Source organism: Myxococcales bacterium (assembly GCA_016712525.1).
Classification (GTDB): domain Bacteria; phylum Myxococcota_A; class Polyangia; order Polyangiales; family Polyangiaceae; genus JAAFHV01.
In genome coordinates, this window is record JADJQX010000007.1 from 1,678,864 (window position 1) to 1,698,165 (window position 19,302).

Here is a 19,302-nt window from a genome sequence, read left to right on the forward strand (position 1 = left end):
CCATCACGTCGCGCGGACCTGCGCGAGACACTTCCTTATCAGAAGGGCCACACGCTCGCATCCGGTTTCGGGCGCGTAAGGAGAGCATGTAAGGCCGAGCTAGGACCGCCTCTTGCCCGCCGTCAGGTGCGCGCGCTCTTCGGGATGGGCGCGCGCGCCGTGACCTTGCGGTCGAAGAAGCGGACACGACGCACGAGCAGGTCGAGCAGGTAGACCACGATCGCCGCCACGATGAAGCGAGGCCAGAGATCTTGGTGGTAGCGGATCGTCTCGCCGGCCGGGTCGAACACCACCTTGGGCTCGGGCGAGAGCGCTCCGCCCGTGACCTCGGCCGCGCGACGAAGCGTGACCGTGTCCGGCGCGAGGGCGAGATACTCACGCGGGTAGGGGTTCGTGACGTGGCCGAAGCTCTCGGCGACCTGCACCGACTTGACTCCGCCCTTCCCGTCCTCGACGTCGCGCTCGAGCGACGCGTGCAAGAGGAACGAGCCGAAACGCTCGATCGGGAAATCCGATTCGTAGCGCCCAGGGGCCGTCTGTTTCATCGGGAGGGTCTTTTTCTCGCCCGAAGGCTGAGGCCCCACCACGGTGAGCTTCGCGTCGAGCCCGTTCTGGAAGCGATCGTCGCCGCCGATGGCGTCGATGTGGGCGCGCACGTGCCCGGTCGCCGGGTCGATCTCCGCCTTCATGTCGAGCTGTTGGCGCTTCTTCTGGCGCATGTGCTCGCGAACGAGCTGACCCCAGAACTGGCCGTAGCCGGGCCACTTGAGCCACTCCACGGCCCAGAGGTTCTTCACGTCGCTCGTCCACGCGAGCGCCCACCCGAGGCCGGCGTGCCAGCGGGCCAAGATGGGCTCTCCCACCTCGGACTGGAGCAGCTCCTGCGCGGGCGGGGGCTTCATCTTGGTCGCCACGTAGCCGTGGAGGAACGGGGCCGAGCCGAGGTCGATGCCGCGCATGAAGTCGGCCGAGGTGACGACCTTCGGCTGGAAGTACTCTTCGACGGCCGCGGATCGCGAGACCATCTCGGTCTCGCGCGTAAACACACGGGGGAGCTGCTGGGCGTCGAGGACCTTGTAGAAGCGGCCTCCTCCGAGGTCGGAGATCATCCGCAAGAGGCCTTCGTCGACCCCCGAGCCGAGCCCGATGCTCGTGACCGTCATGCCCTCGGCCGCCATGGCCTGCACGAGATCACGAATGCCGTTCTGCGGGGCCTGTCCGTCCGTGAGGAGAATGACGTGCTTTTTCCGCGCGCGCGTCACGCTGAGCGACTGGTACGCGGCGTCGAGCGCGCTGAAGATCTCGGTGCCGCCGCCGGGCTGGATCCGGGCGATGTCGCCCTGGATACGCGCGCGGTGCTTGGCGGGTGTCATGCGCACGACGCGGGTGGGAGACGAGTCGAACGCGATGACCTCGATGAGGTCGTCGCCCGAGAGCGTGTCCGCCGTAGCCTTCGCGGCCGCCTTCGCCATCTCGAGCGGCATGCCGCTCATCGAGCCGGAGCGATCGATGACGAGCGACATGGCGACCTGGGGCTCGTCGCGGCGCTTCTCGGCGTCCATGCGCACCGGCAAGACCCGCTCGATCGTCGTGTGGTACCAGCCGCCGAGGCCGTACCCGCTCTCGCCGCCGGCGAAGAGGAAACCTCCGCCGAGGTCGCGGACGTAGCTCTCGATGGCGTCTTGTTGGGTCATGCTCACGGCCTCGGCCGGAGCGTCCGACAGGATGACGAAGTCGAAGCGCTCGAGCTCGCGGATGCTCGAGGGCATCTCACGTGGACCGCGCACCTCGACGTCGAGCTCTTGCGCCGAGAGGGCGCTCGAGAGGTAGCTCGCGCGCGAGGGGTTCCCCTCGACGTAGAGGACCGAGGGGCGACCAGGCACGGCGACCGCGACCGAGACCCCGTTGTTCTCCTTGAACCGGTCCTCGGCCATCTCCGACAGCTCGAGCTGGTAGGTGACCTCGCCGGCGACGCGCACCACGCTCTTGAACGTGACGTCGTTCTCGCCTTGAAGGAGGTCTACCGTGCGCACGCCGTCGAGGCCGTTGATCGCCTCGCCCTGCTTGAGCACCGCCTTCACCTTCTGCGCGCGGCTCGAGAAGATGGCCGCGTGGAGGTTGAACGGCTCGCCGACGCGCACCTTGTCGGGTACGCGCAGCTCGCGGAGGGCCACTTCGCCCGGGACCGGACGACTATACGGGATCGTATAGAGCTTCACGCCGAAGTCGTGGGCCCGGTTCGCCTCGGCGAGCACGTCCCCGTCGGTCTGGACGCCGTCCGACAAGAGCACGGCGCGACGGAGCATGCCTGCCGGGTAGAGGCCGTACGCGAGCTGGAGGGCGCTCGCGAGATCGCTGGCCGCGCCGAGGCCTTTGCGGTCCTTGTCCTTCTTCGGATCGCCCGTGGCCGCGGCCTCGTGGCGTTCGATCTTCGGGGCGGAGGGCGTGGCTTCGTCGAGCGGGACGACGCGAGGGCGCTTCGCGAAGGTGACGACGCGCACGAGGTCGTCTTTGCCCTTCGCCTTGATGCCCTTGTCTATCTCGGCGCGCGCGTCCTCGAGGGCCGCGTCGGGGACCGACTCGGAGACGTCCACGAGGTAGACCGTGCAGATCTTCTGGGTCGTCGCCGTGCGCGCGAGCCGCGAGAGGCCGAGCGCCAGGAGCGCGACGAACGCGACGCGGAGCAGCACCGAGAGCACGCGCTGCACCATCGGCAGATCCGCGAGGCTCTTCCCCACGACCCACATGAAGTAGGGCGCGAGGAGGGCGAGCCCGAGCATCTTCGGCGAGAGCAGCTCGTAGTCGACGCCGGCCCGCGACCACGTCAGCGTGGGCCCACGCGAGAGCACGAAGCGCTCGTACAGGACGACCAACGCGACGAGGAGCGAGAGGACGAAGCCCGCCCACGCGGCCTTCTTGAGCTTGTCGGAGCGGGCGCTCATACGGTCACCCTGCGGTGGTACGTGGCCCACTCGATGGCCGTGAGGATCACGGCGGCGATGAGCAGGTAGATCCAGATCTCGCGCCTCACGCCGACGGTGAAGCCCTCGACCGCCGTGGCCTTCTTCCCGTCGACGACGAGCTCGGGCACCGCGGTGAGCGTACTCTCCTCACGGTCGAGCAAGTTCGCGGCGAAGGCCGTTTTGCCGGCCGCGGCCCCGTCGGCCCCGGGCTTCGCGTCGGACGCTAGGAGGTCGTAAATGCCAGCGTTTTGGCCGAGATACACGGCGCGGCCCTCGAACACGGGGACGAGCTCCTTCTTCCCGGGCTTGCCGTCGTCGGACGGGAGCGTCAGCTCGGCGCGCGGCGCCTCGGTCACGAGCGGGACGCGGAACACGTCGCCCGTGCGGAAGCTCGAGATGTATCCGGCCGTCTCCTCGAGGAAGAAGTTGATGCTGTTCAAAAGCAGGAGCGGCCACGCCACCCGCAGCGGCAGATCGCTCTCGCGGACGTCGAACCCGAGCGCCACGAAGCGGAAGCCTCCGCGCGCGCCCGTGACGAGGATCGGGCCCTGGTCGCTCGCGCCGATGACCTTGTCGCTCGGCTCGGGGACGAGCTTGTGGCCGCGCGCGATGTTCACGTCGTCGAGGGCCGTCCACCGAACGATCGGGTGCTTTCGCTCGATTTTGTCGAAGCCCGGGCTCTTGATCTCGGCGTCGACCTTGACCGGAGATCCCGGCCCTCGCGGGTCGAGGTAGATCGCGTTCGCGCGCGGCGGCGACATGGGCGTGACGCCGTCGAACACGATGACCTCGGCCTTCGCCCCGTCCCCCTTGGTGAGGTAGTCCTTCGGGCTCATCAGCGTGACGTCGAGGTACTCGTCGAGCAGGAGCGCGGCCTCGAGGTACGTGTTACCCCCCGTAACCACGAGGATTTTCGCCCTTCGCCGCTCGGGCAGGAGCGCGTACGCGCGGTCGTCGGCGGGGAGCTCGTCCTTCGATTGTCCGATCGGCGCGATGCGCGCCTCGAGGGTGCGGCTCGCCCCCGACAGGTTCGGATAGAACCTCGGCAAACGCTCGCCCGGCTTGAGCCGCAGCTTCGTGATGTCGACGAGCTGCCCGTCGCCGAAGAGCTTCATCTCGATCTCTTCGGGCTCGGGGCCGGTGTTCGTCACCTCGAGCATCACCTCGTAGCGGCTCTTGTCGAGCGGGTACCTGCGCACCGAGAACGCCGTGACGGCCACGTTCCGCGAGCCCTTGCCGACGGGGATGTACGAGAGCTTCACGTCGCCGAGCCGTACGGGGCCGGTCGAGTCTTGGGCGGGCCCGAGCGAGCCGTCGGACACGACGACGATCTCGCCGTTCTCGACGCCGCGCAGGGCATCGGTCGCGAAGCGGAGGGCGCGGGGAAAGTCGGCGCGAGCGTCGGTCGCGCGGATGGCGTCGAGGTCGCGCTCGAGGTCGGACGTGTCCCCGCTCATGGGCCCGGTGGGCGTGATGGAGGCGTCCATCTGGGCGATGAGCATGCGGTCGGAGCCGCCGAGCCCTCGAATGAGCTTCTTGACCTCGTCCTTCGCGACGCCGAGGCGGTTCGGGGAGACGTCCGTCGCTTTCATGGAGGCGCTCGCGTCGACCAGCACGACGAGGCTCCGCCCCTTGATCAGCGTGGCCGCCGCGCGCGGGTCACCGAGCGACACCGCCAGGAGCGCGAGCAGCGCGATCTGGAGGAGCAAGGACAAGAGCCGCTTCAGCTTCGAGAAGAGGCTCGTCGCCTCTTTGTCGCGGAGGATGCGCTCCCACAGCTTCGAGAACGGCACGGCCACGGCGCGACGCCGGAGCTTCAAGATGTAGAGCGCCGTCGCGAACGCCGCGGCGCCCCCGAGGATGCCGAGCCACTGCGCGAGCGGCAGACCTGCGAAGATCACCGGAGGAACCCTCCCCTACGGAAGACGCGGAGCACGAGCTCGTCGAACGGCACGCTCACCTCGGCGCGGATGTACGGCACCTGACGCGTGGAGCAGAACCGCTCGATCTCGTGGAGGTACTCGCCGTAGACCTTCTCGAAGCGCTGGAGCACGGCGGCCGTCACGGTGACCTCGCGCTCGTCCCCGGTCTCGCAGTCGTAGAGCAGCACGTCGCCGGCGAGCTTCGGCTTGGCCTCGGACGGGTCGGTCACGTGGACGACGAAGGGATCGAACTTGTTGTACCGGAGCACGTTGATGCCGCGCTCGAAGCCCGACGGATCGTAGAGGTCGCTGATGAGCACGGCGAGCCCGCGGCGCTTGTTCTGCGCGACGAAGGTCTTCATGGCGTCGCCGAGGTCCGTCGTGCCCTCGGCGCGGAGCTCGGTCAAGAAGCGAAAAACCTTGAAGATACGTGCCTTTCCGCGCGTCTCTTGCATACGCTCGGTCACGTTGTCGGCGGTGGCGACGATGCTCACCCGATCGAGGTTCGCGAGGCCCACGTACGCGAGCGCGGCGGCCACGCGCTTCGCGTAGCGGAGCTTCTCGCCGTCCCCGAAGGCCATGCTGCGGCTCTGGTCGACGATGAAGTAGATCGCGAGGTCTTCTTCTTCTTCGTAGAGGCGGACGAGGAGCCTGCCGAACTTTTGGTAGACGTTCCAGTCGAGGTAGCGAAAGTCGTCGCCGGGTTGGTAGTCGCGGTGGTCGGCGAACTCGACGCCCGAGCCGCTCTTCTTCGTGCGTCGCTCGGCGCGCATGCGGCCCGCGAACACCTTGCGGCTCACGAGCGCGAGGTAGTCGAGCTTGCGCTGGAACTCGTCGTCGAAGAGCTCGTCGTCGCCCTTGCCGCGGGCGGCGCTCGACTCTTTTCGGCCGAAGACGCGGTCAAGAAGCCCCAAGCTGCTCCCCGTTCTTGTCGCGGAGGCCGGCCTTCGTCTCGGGGACGCTCTTCAGGATCGCCGCGATGACCTCGTCGGTCTTGATGCCCTCCGCCTCGCCCTCGAAGTTCAAGAGCACGCGGTGGCGGAGCGCCGGGAGCGCCTGGGCGCGCACGTCGTCGTTGCTGGCCGCGAACCGGCCCTCGAAGAGCGCGCGGATCTTGGCCGCGAGCAAGAGCGACTGCGCGCCGCGCGGCGAGGCCCCGAAGCGCACGAAGCGCTTGCCGAGATCGGGCACGTCGGGGCCGCCGGGGTGCGTGGCTTGGATCACACGGATGGCGTAGTCCTGCACGTGGCGCGCGACGGGCACACGCCGGACGAGGTTCTGCATCTCGAGGATGCGCGGTCGATCGATGACGGGCTTCCCCTTCTCGCTGCCGGTGCCCGTCGTGAGATCCAAGATGCCGTGGAGCTCGTCGCGATCGGGGAACGGGACGTGGAGCTTGAAGAGGAAGCGGTCGAGCTGGGCCTCGGGGAGCGGGTACGTCCCCTCCATCTCGAGCGGGTTCTGCGTCGCGAGCACCACGAACGGCTGCTCGAGCACGTGGGTCTGCCGACCGACGGATACACGATGCTCGGCCATCGCCTCGAGGAGCGCAGACTGCGTCTTGGGCGTCGCGCGGTTGATCTCGTCCGCGAGGAGGATGTTCGCGAAGACCGGGCCCTTGCGGAACTCGAACACCTTCCCGCCGCCCTGCGTCTCGTCGATGACGGTGGTGCCGAGGATGTCGGCGGGCATGAGATCGGGGGTGAACTGCACGCGCGAGAACGAGAGGCTCATGACCTCGGAGAGCGCGCGAACGAGCATGGTCTTACCGAGCCCGGGCACACCCTCGAGGAGCGCGTGCCCTCCCGCGAGGAGGCAGGTGAGCACGCCGTCGACGACCTCTTTGTTGCCGATGATCGTCTTCCCGATCTCGGCACGCAAGTCATCGATATCTTTGCGAAACCTGGCAACCTCAGCCTTGACTTCGCCCGCGTTCTCGGTGTCGCTCATCGCACTCTCCTGACGTGTCTTGTCTTCACCCTGCGCCCGGTCGTCTCGCCAGCGTGGGCCTCGTTCACGGCTTGTCTTGCGCCTCGCGCGGGCGAATGAGCTGGAAGTATCGCCGCACGTAGAAGCGGTAGCCCCCAGGGATCTCGTCTTTCTCGAGGGCCTCTTCGGCCACGGTGTTGTACTCGCGGTACACGTTTTTGTAGCCGCGCGACGCGAAGCCACGCTCGGCCGCGCCCAAGATCACCTCGCTGCGGCTCCCGCCCTGCCCCGTGTCTTGCCCCGCGACCTGCGTGTCTTGCGTGCCGACCTTGGGGTTCGTGGCCGCGCCTTGGACGGGGCCGCCGGAGCCCGTGCCCCAGCCCTGCCCCTGTTGGCCGCCCTGACCACCCTGGCCGCCCTGGCCCTGGCCTTGGCCGCCCTGGCCCTGCCCGCCCTGACTCTTGGTGAGGAGCAGGAGCTTCTCGCCGTTCGGCCCGAGGATCCAAGTCTCCCCACCTTGACCGCCCTGACCGCCCTGGCCTTGGCCACCTTGGCCTTGTTGGCCACCCTGGCCTTGCTGACCGCCCTGGCCTTGCTGACCACCTTGGCCTTGCTGGCCTTGCCCCTGCTGCCCGCCTTGGCCTTGTTGACCGCCCTGGCCCTGCTGACCTTGGCCTTGCTGCCCCTGACCTTGCTGACCTTGGCCTTGCTGGCCTCCTTGGCCAGGTTGCCCTTGGCCTTGCGCGCGCTGCTGGAAGACGCGGAGGCGCTGCATCTGGCCTTGGCCACCCTGCCCCTGCTGACGGAGCATTTGGCGGAGCTCCTCGAGCTTCTGTTTGAGCTGCTCTTTCTCCTGCTGGCTCATCTGCTCGCGGGCCATCCGGTTGATGTCCTCGGCGGCGCTGTCGAGATCGTTCGCCGACAAGTTGAGGTCCTTCATGAGGTCCTCGGCGGCCTGCTGGAGCTCACGATCGAGCCTGTCGAGCTGCCGCTGCTGCGCCGTCTGCTGCTCCTTCTCGCGATCGAGGCGCTCGAGCTCGCGCTCCTTCTTCTGGAGGAGGGATTTTTCCTGCTCGTTCGCCCCCGCGTCCCCCATCTTCTGCTTCTGCTGGAGGAGCGATTTTTCGAGCTCGTCGCGGCGCTGCTGCAGCGACTCGGCGCGCTTTTTCTGGTCTTGAGAGGCGGCCTTCAGCGCCTCGCGCATCTTCTCGAGCTGGGCTTTGTCGACCTTGCCGCCTTGCTCCCGGAGCTTCTTCGCGAGGTCCTTCAGGGCTTTTTCGGCGTCGACGAGGTTCTTCTGCTCGAGCGCCTCTCCAGCGGGCTTCGTGAGCTCCGCCTTCTTCATCTCTTCGCCGATCTTCTGGAGCGCGGCCTCGAGGGCCTTCTTGTCGGCCTCGGAGCCCTCGAGGAGCTTGTTCTCTAGGGCCTCCATTCGACGGAACGCCTCGGTGCGATCGAGGCGCTTGGCGGCGAGGTCCTCGATGAGCTGGTTGAACTCTTGGGTCGCGGCCTTGGCCTCGTCGGTCTGCTGCTTCGCCTGGAGGTCCTTCAGGAACTCCTTCATCGCGTCGATGTCGTCGGCCGTCACGTCGACGGCGTCGATCGTCTCGGCGAGGCGCGCCGGCTCGTGCTTTCGGACCTCGAAGAGCGCCACGAGGACGAGCAAGACCGCGAGCCCCGAGGCGACGTAGGCCTCGTGCGGGAAGGGAATGGGCACGGCGCGCGCGGGCTCGACCTTGGCCGCGTGGTCGAGCGCGTCGTCGATCGCCGCGTCCATGAAGGCGGTGCGCTCGGCGGCGGGCAGCTCGGCGAACGAGAGCGCGCTCGCGATGCGATCCGAGAGGGCGTGGTGTTTGTCGAGCGCGACCGCCCCCGCGCGAGGCGGGAGCTTGCGCAGGGCGAACACGAGGGCCACGACGAACGGCGAAGCGGCGAGCAGGCCGAGCGCGATCCGCGTCGCCTTCTCGGGGAGCACCCCGGCTTTGCGAAGGGCGAGGGCGACGATGGCGGCGCCGAGCGCTACGGCGAGCGTGGTCACGAACGACGCGAGGGCACGACCGAGCCGCATGCGACGCTCGGCGCGGGCGACCGGGGCGCGCAGCGAGAGGAGAGATTTTTCGGGGTTCGTCATCCGCGGGCTCCGAGCGAGGGCGCGATCGTGCGACACGGGGACGTCGCCCGTGGGCTCGCGTTCGTGACACCCGAGGCTCCGACGTTCGATGCGCGAGAAAGTTCCGCCTTGGGCCACGCTCGATCGGGTTTCTTCGGGGCTAAGCGCATGCGATCCTTTCGGGTCGAGGAAAGGCTATCAAAGGGCGACCGCGAGAACGAGGGTGGTCGCGCGAGGGCTCGAACGCACGAGCCGCGCCTTCGATTCGACCTCACGAGCCGGGCTCGAGCACGCCGATGCGCTCGTCGAGCCGTTTTCGCTCGTAGTGCGCCCGGCCGACGCGGCCGACGAAGGCGTACACGAGCGCCCACGCGATGCCGAGGCTGCCGAGGAGCGCCGCCACGCGCACCCACGAGACGCTGGGGGTCGGCCCGAGCGAGACCCTCGGCGCGCCCGCCCAAATCGGCCCTTGGGCCCGGAGCCGAACGACCCGGACCGTGTCGTGGCTCGCGACGAGCTCCTCGAGACGGGGTCGGACCTCGACCGAGAGCGTGGAGCCGTCGTCGCACGAGCCGTACGCCGTGATTCGACGCTCGGGACCTTCGTTGTACGACACTGTGCGCTCCAGGGTGCACGTCGCCGGCTCTCCCCAAAGGGCCATGCGGTAGAAGGGCGCGAAGAGTAGCTGAGCGAGCACGAGCCCGAACGCAAAGACGGCGGCCCGAACGAGCTCGACGGTGGCGCGCGAGGCGAAGACCTCGCCGAGCCGAGCCCCGGAGACCCACATCCTCGCACCCTTCGGCGGCCGAAGGACCCACCCTCCCTCGGACGCACGGTAGCCCTGAGCCGCCCGCGGATTGAACCCTCGCAAAAGCTCACCCGCGCAGATCGCGTGCTCGCCCGCGGAGAGAGAGGCGACGCGGAACCGCTCGGGCCCCCCCGGCAGCGTGGAGAGCCCCGTCGCGAGGACGGGCGCAGCGCCGGGCTCGACGCGCACCACGTCGCCTCCGCGGGTGGTCACGTAGAACGGCCCCGCGTCGAGCCGCCTCGAGACCTCTCGCGCCTCCGCCCCCGACACGACCTGCCGAATGGTGAGCCGCACGGCCACACCCGGCTGGGGGGCGTCGGTGTCGTCGACCGAGACCTCCCCCGCGATCACGGCTGGGCCCGCTTCGAGGGAGCCGACCTCCAGCTCCCCCGCCCGCTGGGCCCGGCGCTTCCAGGCGATCGCCTGAAGGGCGCGCCCGGCCGAGACCACGAGCCCGAGGCCGGGCACGAGCAGGCCCAAGACGACGACGAGCACCGGGCTCGCGAGGAAACCCGCGTGCCCCGGAGACACCAAGAGGTCGACGTCGATCGGTGTCATGGCGAGCCCCTCTCGGACGAACGTCCGCACGAGAGGATTTCTTCCCTCACGAGAGAGGGTGCCAAATGCCACGGCGTCCGTCGAGCCCCACGCACGCCATCGACGGACGCCGCGGGAGATTCGCCCTCAGTGGAGCTCGAAGCGGGCCCGCCGGAGCTTCACTTCCATGTCGGCGCAAAGCCTGTCGACCGTCGCGAAGCGCTCTTCTTCGACCCGGGCCGTCGACAGGAGCACCTCTCGGATCGCGAGATCGCGGACGACCTTGTCCATACCCTGCGAGCTGAAGACCTGGAGCCCGTGGATGACGTCCCCGACCTTGCGGGGGTCGTCGTCGACGAAGCCTACGGGGTGCAGACCGAGCGCGTCGTTGTTGCGGAGCTCGCGCAGCAAGAGCTCCCCCGCGTCTCCCGCTCCGTAGATGAGGACGCGGGTCTTCTTCTGTTGGTCGCGGCGGCTCACGAAGTAGTCCCTCATGATGCGGAACGCGACCCGCGTCGACCCGACGCCGAGGAAGAGGAGGAGCCCCTGGACGACGAAGGCGCCACGCGAGAACCCCTCGAGGCCGCCGAACGCGAGCGCGATGGCCGCCACGGTCCCCAGCATGCCGACGAAACAGGAGGCGAACATGCGTCGAACGTCGGCGAGGCTCGTGTAGCGCCACGCGCCGCCGTACATGCGCATCGCGAGGAAGGCTGTAATCTGCACCGAAACGACGATCGGCATCGCCTTGCGGAACTGGGTCCACTCGGGCTCGGGGAGCTGGCCGTCGAAGCGGAGGAGGAACGCCGAGTACGCCGCGAGCACGATGATGGCGAAGTCGAGCATGACCTCGACGATGCGGCGCTTGTAGTTGAAGTTGACCATCGTGGGGACGACGGCGCGCCCCTCGACCGCGGCTTCGTTCGTCACCGGGGCGTACACCTTCACGCGACCGAGGTACGACGTGACGAAGAGGGTCGCGATGAGGAAGAGGGGCACGATCCCGGCCGAGACGGCCACGGGGGCCTTCCACGCGACCACGCCGATGAGCCCGGCGACGACGGCCATGAGGTAGAGCGTCACCGTGGCGCCGCGCTCGGAGAGGCCGAGGGCGACGAGCCGGTGCGAGGTGTGGTCCCGCCCGCCCTGCGAGATGGGGCGACCGTGGAGCTTCCGGGTGATGGTGACGAGCGTCGTGTCGAGGATCGGGATGGCCAGGATGAGCACCGGCGCCGCGAGCATCGAAAAGAGCCGATTTTGCCCGGTTCCCGCGGGGTGGTAGAGCGCCGCGCCGCCGAGGAAATAGCCGATGAAGAGGCTGCCCGAGTCCCCCATGAAGATGGAGGCCGGGTTGAAGTTGTAGACGAGGAACCCGAGGAGCGCCCCCGCGAACGTGGCGAGCATGACCGCGTCACCGACGTGGCCCGACGCGTAGAAGAAGTACGCCATGAAGAGCGCCGCGATGACCCCGATGCCCGACGAGAGGCCGTCGATGTTGTCGAGGAGGTTCATCGCGTTCGTGACGCCGACGAGCCACACCACCGTGATGGCCTGGTTGATCGGGGCCCAGGGCGTCCACTGGAGGGTCGCCCCGAAGGCGGTGAGCACGATCGCGGCGACGATCTGCGCGACGAGCTTCGCGTAGGGGCGGAGCTGCACGATGTCGTCGACGAAGCCCAAGACGGCCATCGACGAGGCGCCGATGACGAGCAGCGCGCCGCGCGGGATGATGCCCCGCGAGTAGAGCACCACGAAGCACACGATGAAGGAGAGGTAGATGCCGACGCCGCCCATGAGCGCGGTCGGCTTCGAGTGCCAACGGTCGGCCCTCGGCTTCGCCACGAACCCCGTCTTTCGTGCGACCGCACGAACGACGGGGGTCATCACGAGAGACAGGGCGAAGGTGATTCCGAGTGCCGCGAGGACCGTGAGCATGCTTCCCTCTTCGATCGTTCGAGGTTCGTACGTGGCGCGCGCCGCTTCAGCTCCGTGCTTGGTGGAACGCGATCACGTCGGCGAGAATTTTGTTGAGGTCGTACTGCGGCTTCCAGCCGATCGCGTCGCCGACCTTCTCGATGCCCGGGACACGGCGAGTCATGTCCTCGAACCCGACCTCGTAGGCCTGGTCGTACGACATGTGGACGATCTCGCTCTTGCTGCCGGTGAGCTCGCGCACCTTGCGCGCGAGGTCCAAGATGCTGATTTCCTCGGGGTTTCCGAGGTTGTAGACGTTGCCCCAGGTGGTGTCGGTCTGCATGAGGCCGGCGAGCGCGCGGACCACGTCTTTGACGTGCCCGAAGCAGCGGCGCTGCTGCCCGTCGCCGTAGACGGTGATCGGCTTGCCCGCGAGGCCCTGCTGGACGAACGTCGGGACGACCATGCCGTACTGGCCCGTCTGGCGGGGACCGACCGTGTTGAAGAGGCGGCCGACCACCGTCGGGAGGCCCTTCTCGCGGAAGTAGGCGAGCGCCAAGAACTCGTCGATCGCCTTGGAGCACGCGTAGCTCCAGCGGCCCTTGGTGGTGGCGCCCATCACGAGGTCGTCGTCCTCGCGGAAGGGGAACGTGGTGCTCTTGCCGTAGACCTCGCTCGTCGACGCGACGAACGTGGGCTTCTTCTTCTTGGCCGCGAGCTCGAGGATGATCTCGGTTCCGCGGATGTTCGTCTCGATGGTGCGCACCGGGCTCTCGACGATGAGCTTCACGCCCACGGCCGCGGCCAAGTGGTAGATGCGGTCCGCGCCGTCGACGAGCTCGGCCGAGAGGCCCACGTTCGTGACCGAGTCGATCACGTACGAGAAATTGGAGCTCGATTTGAGGTGTTGGATGTTCTCGATCGACCCCGTGGAGAGGTCGTCGATGATGGCCACCTTGTGCCCCTGCTGCAGGAGCTCCTCGGCCAAGTGCGACCCCACGAACCCCGCCCCACCCGTGATCAAGAACTTCATCGCAATCTTCTCCCGACTTACGTTGCGGGCGTGCTCTAGCATATTCACGACGGAGCGCACACGGGCCTCACGGCAATTTTTCCAGGGTGTTTCGTGAGCTTGCCCAACTGCGCACGGCCCCACCCCGACGGCGCCTCACACACGAACGCCCTCGGAGCTCATGGGAGGTACGAGGGCGCTCGGGGGAGGTCGCGCGGGAACGCACGAGAGTGCGTTGCGACCTGGCTCAGTTCGGTGGCGGGGCGGCGGGAGGCCGCGTGGAGGCGCCGCCTTCGGGCTCGCTCACGGAACCCGGAAGTGGCCGATATCCCTCACGTTTGTACGAATAGTACTGGTAGTAGTAGCTGGACGCCTTTCGGTAGTCGACGGCGTTGAGGACGCAGCCGACGATGGGGGCGTCGACGTCGGTGAGGGCGCGGAGGCCCTGCTTGCTGATGCCCATCGACGTCTTGAAGGCACGGACGACGAACACCGCGCCGTCGACCAGCTTGGCGATGATGGCGGAGTCAGTCACCGCGGCGAGCGGCGGGCTGTCGAGGATGACGCGGTCGAAGCGCTCCCCGAGCTCGGCGAGGAGCTGCTTGAACTTCTCCGAGTGGAACATGTCCGCCGGGTTCGGCGGGATGGGGCCGGCCGGGATGCAGTAGAGGTTCGGCACCTCGGTCGGGAGCGCGATCTCGTCGATGGTCGCCTCGCCGACCAGGGCGTTCGTGAGGCCCGCGTCGCCGGAGCGATCGAAGATGCGGTGGAGGCGCGGCCTTCGGAGGTCGCAGTCCATGATGCAGACGCGCTGACCGCCCTGCGCGAGGGCGATCGCGATGCTGCACGCGACGGTGGTCTTCCCCTCGGCCGGCGCCGCGCTCGTCACGAGCAGCATGCGGTACGGGTGGTCGGGGTTCATGAAGAGGAGGTTCGTGCGGAGCGTACGGGCGGCCTCGGCGATGCCCGAGAGCGGCTCGTGGTGCACGACGAGCTCGGGCGGACGATCGGCCCCGGCGCGGCGGACCTTCTTCTCTTCTCCGGCGTCGAGCGTCGGCAAGAGACCGAGGAACGTGGTGTTGAGCTCGTGCTCGACGTCGTCGGACGTCTTGACCGAGTTGTCGAGGCGCTCACGCACGACCACGACGAGGAGCGCGAGCAAGAGCCCCGCGACGGCGCCACCGGCCACGTTCGCGGGCACGTTCGGGCGAATCGGGGCCTGAGGCTCCTGCGGCGGGTCGACCATGCGAACATTGTTGATGTTCATCATTCGCATGAGGTCGGCCTGCTTCATTTGCTCGAGCAGGACGGTGTAGAGCTTCTCGTTCTCTTGCCGGGTGCGGTCGATGCGGCGGTACTCGAGCTCCTTCAGGTTGAGCTCGACCGCCTTCTTGCGCGTCTCTTCGTACAGGCCGGACTCGCCCGCCTCTTGGCGCTGCACGATGGCGAGATCGCGCTCGATGGCGCCCTGGATGTTCTTGATTTCCTCGAGCAAATCGCGACGCGCCTGCGAGATCTTCTCGTCGGCGCGCTTCACCTGCGGGTGGTTCTCGCCCTTGCCCTCGGGCCCTTGCACGGTGAGCTCGCGGCGCTCGCGGACGGCCGCTTGATAGGCGGCGCGGAGCTGCGTGAGGTACGCGTTCGACAGCAGCTCCGAGGCCGGCACCTGATCGGGGTTGTCGGGTGTGACCTTACGCAGCTCGGAGACGCGGGCCGACAGCTCCTGCCGCCGCGTGCGGGTGCGCGTGAGAGCCTGGTCGTAGTCCTGCATCTCCACGCGGATCATCTTGCTGACCTCCTCGATCGTGGAGGACGGCAGCTGATTTTGCTTCTTGAACTCGTGGAGCTGGTTCTCGTTCTGCTCGAGCTCGACCTTGAAGTGCTCGAGCTGACCGCCGAGCCACACCACGGCCTCGGCCGTCGCGACCGACGTCTTCTCGAGGTTCTGCCGAATGTAGGCGCGGGCCACCCCCTCGGCGAGCTTGCGCGCCATGCGAGGGTTCGTGTCCTGGATGCGGATCGCGACGAGGCGGCTGCCGATGAGCGGATCGATCTTGAGCCGCGCGCGCAGCATGAGGACGGCGTCCTCCGTGGCGACCGGCTTGTCGGGGGTGCGCCCGAGGAACTCACGGTCCTGCGTGAGGTTCAAATCGCGGACGACCATGGAGAGGACCTTGTCGCTCCCCATGATGAGATTCTGCGTGTTGTAGTACTCGTGGTTGTCGACGAACGCGCCGAAGACGCGCATCGGGTCGGCCTTGTCCGCGAGGGGGCGCACGACGTCCGGGTCGAACTCGATCGACGCGACGGCCTCGTACACGGGCGCTTGGCTCTTCGAGTAGACCATCGCGATGCCGGCCCCGAGCAGGGCCGTGGCGATGAGAATGGGCCACGCCTTGAGGACCGCGCGAAGGACACGCATGGCCGCGGCCGTCGCGTCTTGCACGCGTGGCTTGGGCCGCCCCTCTTCCGTATCGAAGCTTTCGGTGGACATCGCTTGAGAACCGGGCCTCTCTTTAACCGATCCGTGCCCTGGCGCCAGCTGTGTTGCCGGCCTCGAGGCTCGCATTCGCCGAGCGTACGCGTCTTACATTCTCCCACACACCGTGGCTAGCCCAAACGGCTTGCACTGGAGAGGCTCCCGCTCGAATCTGCCGCCCCCTCCACGCACCTCTCACGACGCCACGCCCCACGACGCCACGCGCCCGAGCCATGGATCCGAGCGGACGACACGAACGCACTTTGCCGAGCTTGCTCGCCCGAGGATTCCTCGTGCTGGGCGTGCTCACCGCGGGCGTCGCCATCGGTGGCGTGCATACGCAGGCCCTCGCGTTCGTGTCGGCGTTCTCGGGGCTCGCCATGGGCTTCGCGTTCCTCGCGCCGGGCGCTCGTCCGTTCCTCCCCAAGCCGAGCGCCACGGCGATCGTCGCGCTCGGCGCGGGCCTGGTCGCCTTCACGTGGGCGACGACCCTCCCGCTCCCGCGCGGGATCGTCGCTTCCCTCGCGCCGGCCACCGCCGACGTTTGGGATCGATGCCTCCGAGGGTTCGGCGAAGGGGGCCCCTCCCTCGTCACCCTGAGCCTCGACCCCACGGCCACGCGCGTCGAGGTCCTGCGTGGCCTCACCTACCTCATGGTGTTCGCGACGGCGCACCGGATGACCCACGCCCAAGGAGGAACGGAGCTGCTCGAGCGGATCGTGGTCGGAGCCGCGCTCTTCATGGCGGCGGCGACGATCCTCCACCCGGTCGTGGGCGCGGAGCAGGTGCTCGGCCTCTACCGCCCGAAGAGCGAGTTCGGCACGCACATCGCGCCCATCCTGAACGCGAACCACCTGTCCGGCTATTTGAACCTCGGGCTCGCGACCGGGCTCGGGGTGCTCGCGGGCGCGCGGTCCTCGAGGGAACGCCTGGTCGTGCTCGGCGTGGTGCTCTTTCTGCTCGGGATGGAGCTCTACGTCGGGTCGCGCGCGGGGGTCGCCTCGACGTTGCTCTCGGCCCTGGTCGTCGGCGTGCTCCATCACCGGCTCCGTCGAGGCCAACGCGCCGGGCTCCGGGCCGCGCCGGTGCTCGTGTTCGCGGCGATGGCGGTCGGCGTGGGCCTGCTCGTGGTCGCGAGCTCCGAGCAGGCGAGGGTCGAGCTCGGGAGCCGCGACGTGTCGAAGCTCGAGACGATTCGCCAATCCTTTCGAATCGTTCCACCTCACTTCGTCTTCGGCGTCGGGCGCGGGGCGTTCGAGTCGGTGTTCCCGGCATACCGCACGGGCGAGGGGTTCGTGACCGTCACGCACCCCGAGAACGTGGTGGCCCAGTGGTCGACAGAGTGGGGCGTCCCGGCCGCGATCCTCGCCTTCGTGCTGCTCGCGCGCGCGCTCGCCCCGAAGGAGGTCCTCTCACGGGCGAAGCCGCCGCTCGGCGCGTACGCCGCGCTCATCGGGCTCGCCGTGCACAACCTCGTCGACTTCTCGACCGAGCTGCCCGGCGCCATGGTGCTCGCGTCCGTCTGCGCCGCGATCGTGACGGGCGGCTCGGCCGACCCGGCCTCACGAACACGACGCCCCGCGTGGGCGAGGGCCTCGCGACCGTTCGCCGCGGTGGTGCTCGCGCTCGTGGGCGTAGCGATGGTCATGGCGCTCTCCGGCGCGAAGGGAGAGCTCTACGCCGACCAGGACGCGCTCCGGCACGCGGCCCTCGACAAGGGCGTGCCTCGCGCCGCGTTCGACGCGAGGCTCCGCGCGGCCTCCCTCCGGCACCCTGGAGAGCCCTATTTTCCCTATGTCGCGGCGCTGCGGGGGCAGGCGCTCCGAGACGGCCCCATCTTGCCTTTCGCCGCCCGCGCGCTCGAGCGGAGCCCGACGTACGGCCCCGTGCACCTCGTGCTGGCGCGCACCTTCTACCGATCGATCCCCTCTCAAGCGAGGCTCGAGTACAGGCTGGCGATGGCCCAGCAGTTCGCCGAAGGATTCGAGAACGAGGCCCCGCGCCTCGTGTCGGACTTCGACGAGGCGATGGAGCTCGTGCCCGACAACTCGCAGGGTCCGAACGCCCTCGAGTTCTTGGCGCGCAAGCTCGGGGATCGGCTCCCGGCGACGCGAGTGATGCTCGACGAGGAGCTCTTGCGGCGCGCGCCGCGCTCGGAGGGGGCGTTGACGAGGCTCGCGCACGACGTGCTCCTCGACCTCCGGCAAGACGCGCCCTGGTGCCATGATCGGCGCGCGTGCGAGGCGCGAGGGCAAGAGCTCGCCGCGCGGCTCCGCGACCTCTCTCCGAACACGTGCGAAGGGTACGCGATCGCGGCCGAAATCCGCGCTGCCGCGGGCTCTCCCAAGGACGCGATCCACGATCTCGAGGAGGCCTCGGCGAGGGTCGACGATCGCACCGATTGCCTCATGCGTCTCGTCCAGCTCATGGACGCGACGGGCCAAACGAGCGAGATCGACGCGACGATCGACCGCGTGGCGAACGCGGGCTGTGTGTCCCCGGGCGAGTGCGTGGAGCAGTTCGCCTTCGCGGCGCGGACGCTCGTGGAGCGCGGTAAGCCTCGCCGCGCCGTCGCGTTCTACCGAAAGGCCGTCGACCGCGCCCCCGACAACGACGACCTCTTGCTCGAGTACGCGCGGCTCGCCAGCGAGCTCGAGCTCCACGCCGAGACCCTCCACGCCTACACGCGGCTCTCGGAGCTCCACCCGGAGGTGCCGGAGTACGCGAAGCGCGTGGCCGAGGAGAAGGACAACCTCGCGCGGCTGCGCTTCGCTCCCGGTGTCGGCGGCGGGGCCCCTTGAGCGACCGGCGCGACGCGTGGGTCGCCCAGATGACCGCCGCGCGCTCGCTCCGCACGTTCCTCGACCTGTGCAAGGACGCGCGCGTCGACGTGGTGGTCGTGAAAGGCGCCGTGACGGGCTTCCTCCTCTACGACGACGTCGCCGAGCGCACCCTGACGGACGTCGACGTGCGGGTGCGGCCGCGGGACCTTCGCACCGTCGAGCGGGCCGTGCGTGCGCGAGGCCTCCGCGTGCTCGAGCGTGACGACGTGTACGAGAAGCTCGCGATCGAGCTCGGGGGGATCGCGATCGACGTCGAGTGCCACGTCGGTGCGCCCTTTCTCACGCGCCTCTCGGTCGAGACGCTCCTCGAGGGGGCGCACGAGGTCCGTCACCCGATGGGGTTCTCGGTGCCCGTGCCTTCCACGGAGCACCACGCCCTCGTGCTCGCGGTCAACGTCTTCAAGGACAAGGTCGACCGCGCGAGCGCGCGTGCCGTCGAGGACGCCAGGAGAATCGTGCTCGCGGGCGACTTCGACCCCGCGCGGTTCCTCGCGGCCACGCGCCGTGCTCGCGCCGCCACGCTCGTGTATGTCGTCGCCGCGCACCTCGCCGAGAGGTCACCTATGTGGGCAGAGGTGCGCGACGCCCTCCGCCAGGAAGCACGTAAGGCCTTCGTCGCCGCCGAAGGCGTGCTCTCCCGCGCCCCGGAGGGGGTCGTCTACAGGCTCTTGTGCAGGGCCGCGTCGGACGACGCCCGGGACTGGGCCCCTGCCCTCGCGCACGCCCTCGTGTTCGAGCTCCGGCGGAACGGCGCGGCCCGCGCTCGCCGTTGACGGTGCGGGCCG

General features: G+C 68.6%; 11 protein-coding genes. 2 read left to right on the forward strand and 9 right to left on the reverse strand.

Annotated elements, in window-relative coordinates; translation table 11 throughout:
- Nucleotides 1-122 precede the first annotated feature (122 nt).
- The 9 genes from IPK71_24245 to IPK71_24285 form a co-directional block, all read right to left on the reverse strand.
- Entirely contained in the window at nt 123-2,942 is a 2,820-nt protein-coding gene (locus IPK71_24245) for a VWA domain-containing protein (protein MBK8216848.1), read from the reverse strand.
- Nucleotides 2,939-4,864, reverse strand: a complete 1,926-nt coding sequence (locus tag IPK71_24250) for a VWA domain-containing protein (protein ID MBK8216849.1) — start codon at nt 4,862-4,864, stop codon at nt 2,939-2,941. Before IPK71_24250 ends, IPK71_24245 begins: the two co-directional genes overlap by 4 nt.
- Nucleotides 4,861-5,658 carry a DUF58 domain-containing protein gene (locus IPK71_24255; protein ID MBK8216850.1) on the reverse strand — a complete coding sequence of 266 codons (798 nt, stop codon included), beginning with the start codon at nt 5,656-5,658 and terminating at the stop codon, nt 4,861-4,863. Before IPK71_24255 ends, IPK71_24250 begins: the two co-directional genes overlap by 4 nt.
- 127 nt (nt 5,659-5,785) lie before the next feature.
- On the reverse strand, nt 5,786-6,835 hold the full coding sequence (locus IPK71_24260; protein MBK8216851.1) for a MoxR family ATPase: 1,050 nt from the start codon (nt 6,833-6,835) through the stop codon (nt 5,786-5,788).
- 64 nt (nt 6,836-6,899) lie between these two features.
- The gene (locus IPK71_24265; GenBank protein MBK8216852.1) at nt 6,900-8,945 is read right to left on the reverse strand and encodes a hypothetical protein; all 2,046 of its coding nucleotides are present in this window, start codon (nt 8,943-8,945) and stop codon (nt 6,900-6,902) included.
- A 250-nt stretch (nt 8,946-9,195) separates the two neighbouring features.
- Complete coding sequence (locus tag IPK71_24270; protein MBK8216853.1) at nt 9,196-10,290, reverse strand: hypothetical protein; 1,095 nt, start codon at nt 10,288-10,290, stop codon at nt 9,196-9,198.
- 126 nt (nt 10,291-10,416) lie between these two features.
- Nucleotides 10,417-12,204 (reverse strand): hypothetical protein, encoded by a 1,788-nt coding sequence (locus tag IPK71_24275; GenBank protein ID MBK8216854.1) that lies wholly within the window; start codon nt 12,202-12,204, stop codon nt 10,417-10,419.
- Between the two features lie 46 nt (nt 12,205-12,250).
- Nucleotides 12,251-13,216, reverse strand: coding sequence for a GDP-mannose 4,6-dehydratase (locus IPK71_24280; GenBank protein ID MBK8216855.1), 966 nt, complete (start codon nt 13,214-13,216; stop codon nt 12,251-12,253).
- A gap of 226 nt (nt 13,217-13,442) precedes the next feature.
- Nucleotides 13,443-15,689 (reverse strand): polysaccharide biosynthesis tyrosine autokinase, encoded by a 2,247-nt coding sequence (locus IPK71_24285; protein MBK8216856.1) that lies wholly within the window; start codon nt 15,687-15,689, stop codon nt 13,443-13,445.
- Nucleotides 15,690-15,967: 278 nt separating this feature from the next.
- Between IPK71_24285 and IPK71_24290 the strand changes: the two genes are divergently transcribed.
- The gene (locus IPK71_24290) at nt 15,968-18,475 is read left to right on the forward strand and encodes an O-antigen ligase family protein (protein ID MBK8216857.1); all 2,508 of its coding nucleotides are present in this window, start codon (nt 15,968-15,970) and stop codon (nt 18,473-18,475) included.
- On the forward strand, nt 18,472-19,290 hold the full coding sequence (locus IPK71_24295; protein ID MBK8216858.1) for a nucleotidyltransferase family protein: 819 nt from the start codon (nt 18,472-18,474) through the stop codon (nt 19,288-19,290). Before IPK71_24290 ends, IPK71_24295 begins: the two co-directional genes overlap by 4 nt.
- Nucleotides 19,291-19,302: the final 12 nt, after the last annotated feature.

What these genes read in the sequence shown, in the direction of transcription:
- IPK71_24265 (MBK8216852.1), bottom strand. Translation starts at nt 8,945, where the DNA reads ATGACGAACCCCGAAAAATCTCTCCTCTCGCTGCGCGCCCCGGTCGCC.
- IPK71_24285 (MBK8216856.1), bottom strand. Translation starts at nt 15,689, where the DNA reads ATGTCCACCGAAAGCTTCGATACGGAAGAGGGGCGGCCCAAGCCACGC.
- IPK71_24275 (MBK8216854.1), bottom strand. Translation starts at nt 12,204, where the DNA reads ATGCTCACGGTCCTCGCGGCACTCGGAATCACCTTCGCCCTGTCTCTC.
- IPK71_24255 (MBK8216850.1), bottom strand. Translation starts at nt 5,658, where the DNA reads ATGCGCGCCGAGCGACGCACGAAGAAGAGCGGCTCGGGCGTCGAGTTC.
- IPK71_24270 (MBK8216853.1), bottom strand. Translation starts at nt 10,290, where the DNA reads ATGACACCGATCGACGTCGACCTCTTGGTGTCTCCGGGGCACGCGGGT.
- IPK71_24280 (MBK8216855.1), bottom strand. Translation starts at nt 13,216, where the DNA reads ATGAAGTTCTTGATCACGGGTGGGGCGGGGTTCGTGGGGTCGCACTTG.
- IPK71_24245 (MBK8216848.1), bottom strand. Translation starts at nt 2,942, where the DNA reads ATGAGCGCCCGCTCCGACAAGCTCAAGAAGGCCGCGTGGGCGGGCTTC.
- IPK71_24260 (MBK8216851.1), bottom strand. Translation starts at nt 6,835, where the DNA reads ATGAGCGACACCGAGAACGCGGGCGAAGTCAAGGCTGAGGTTGCCAGG.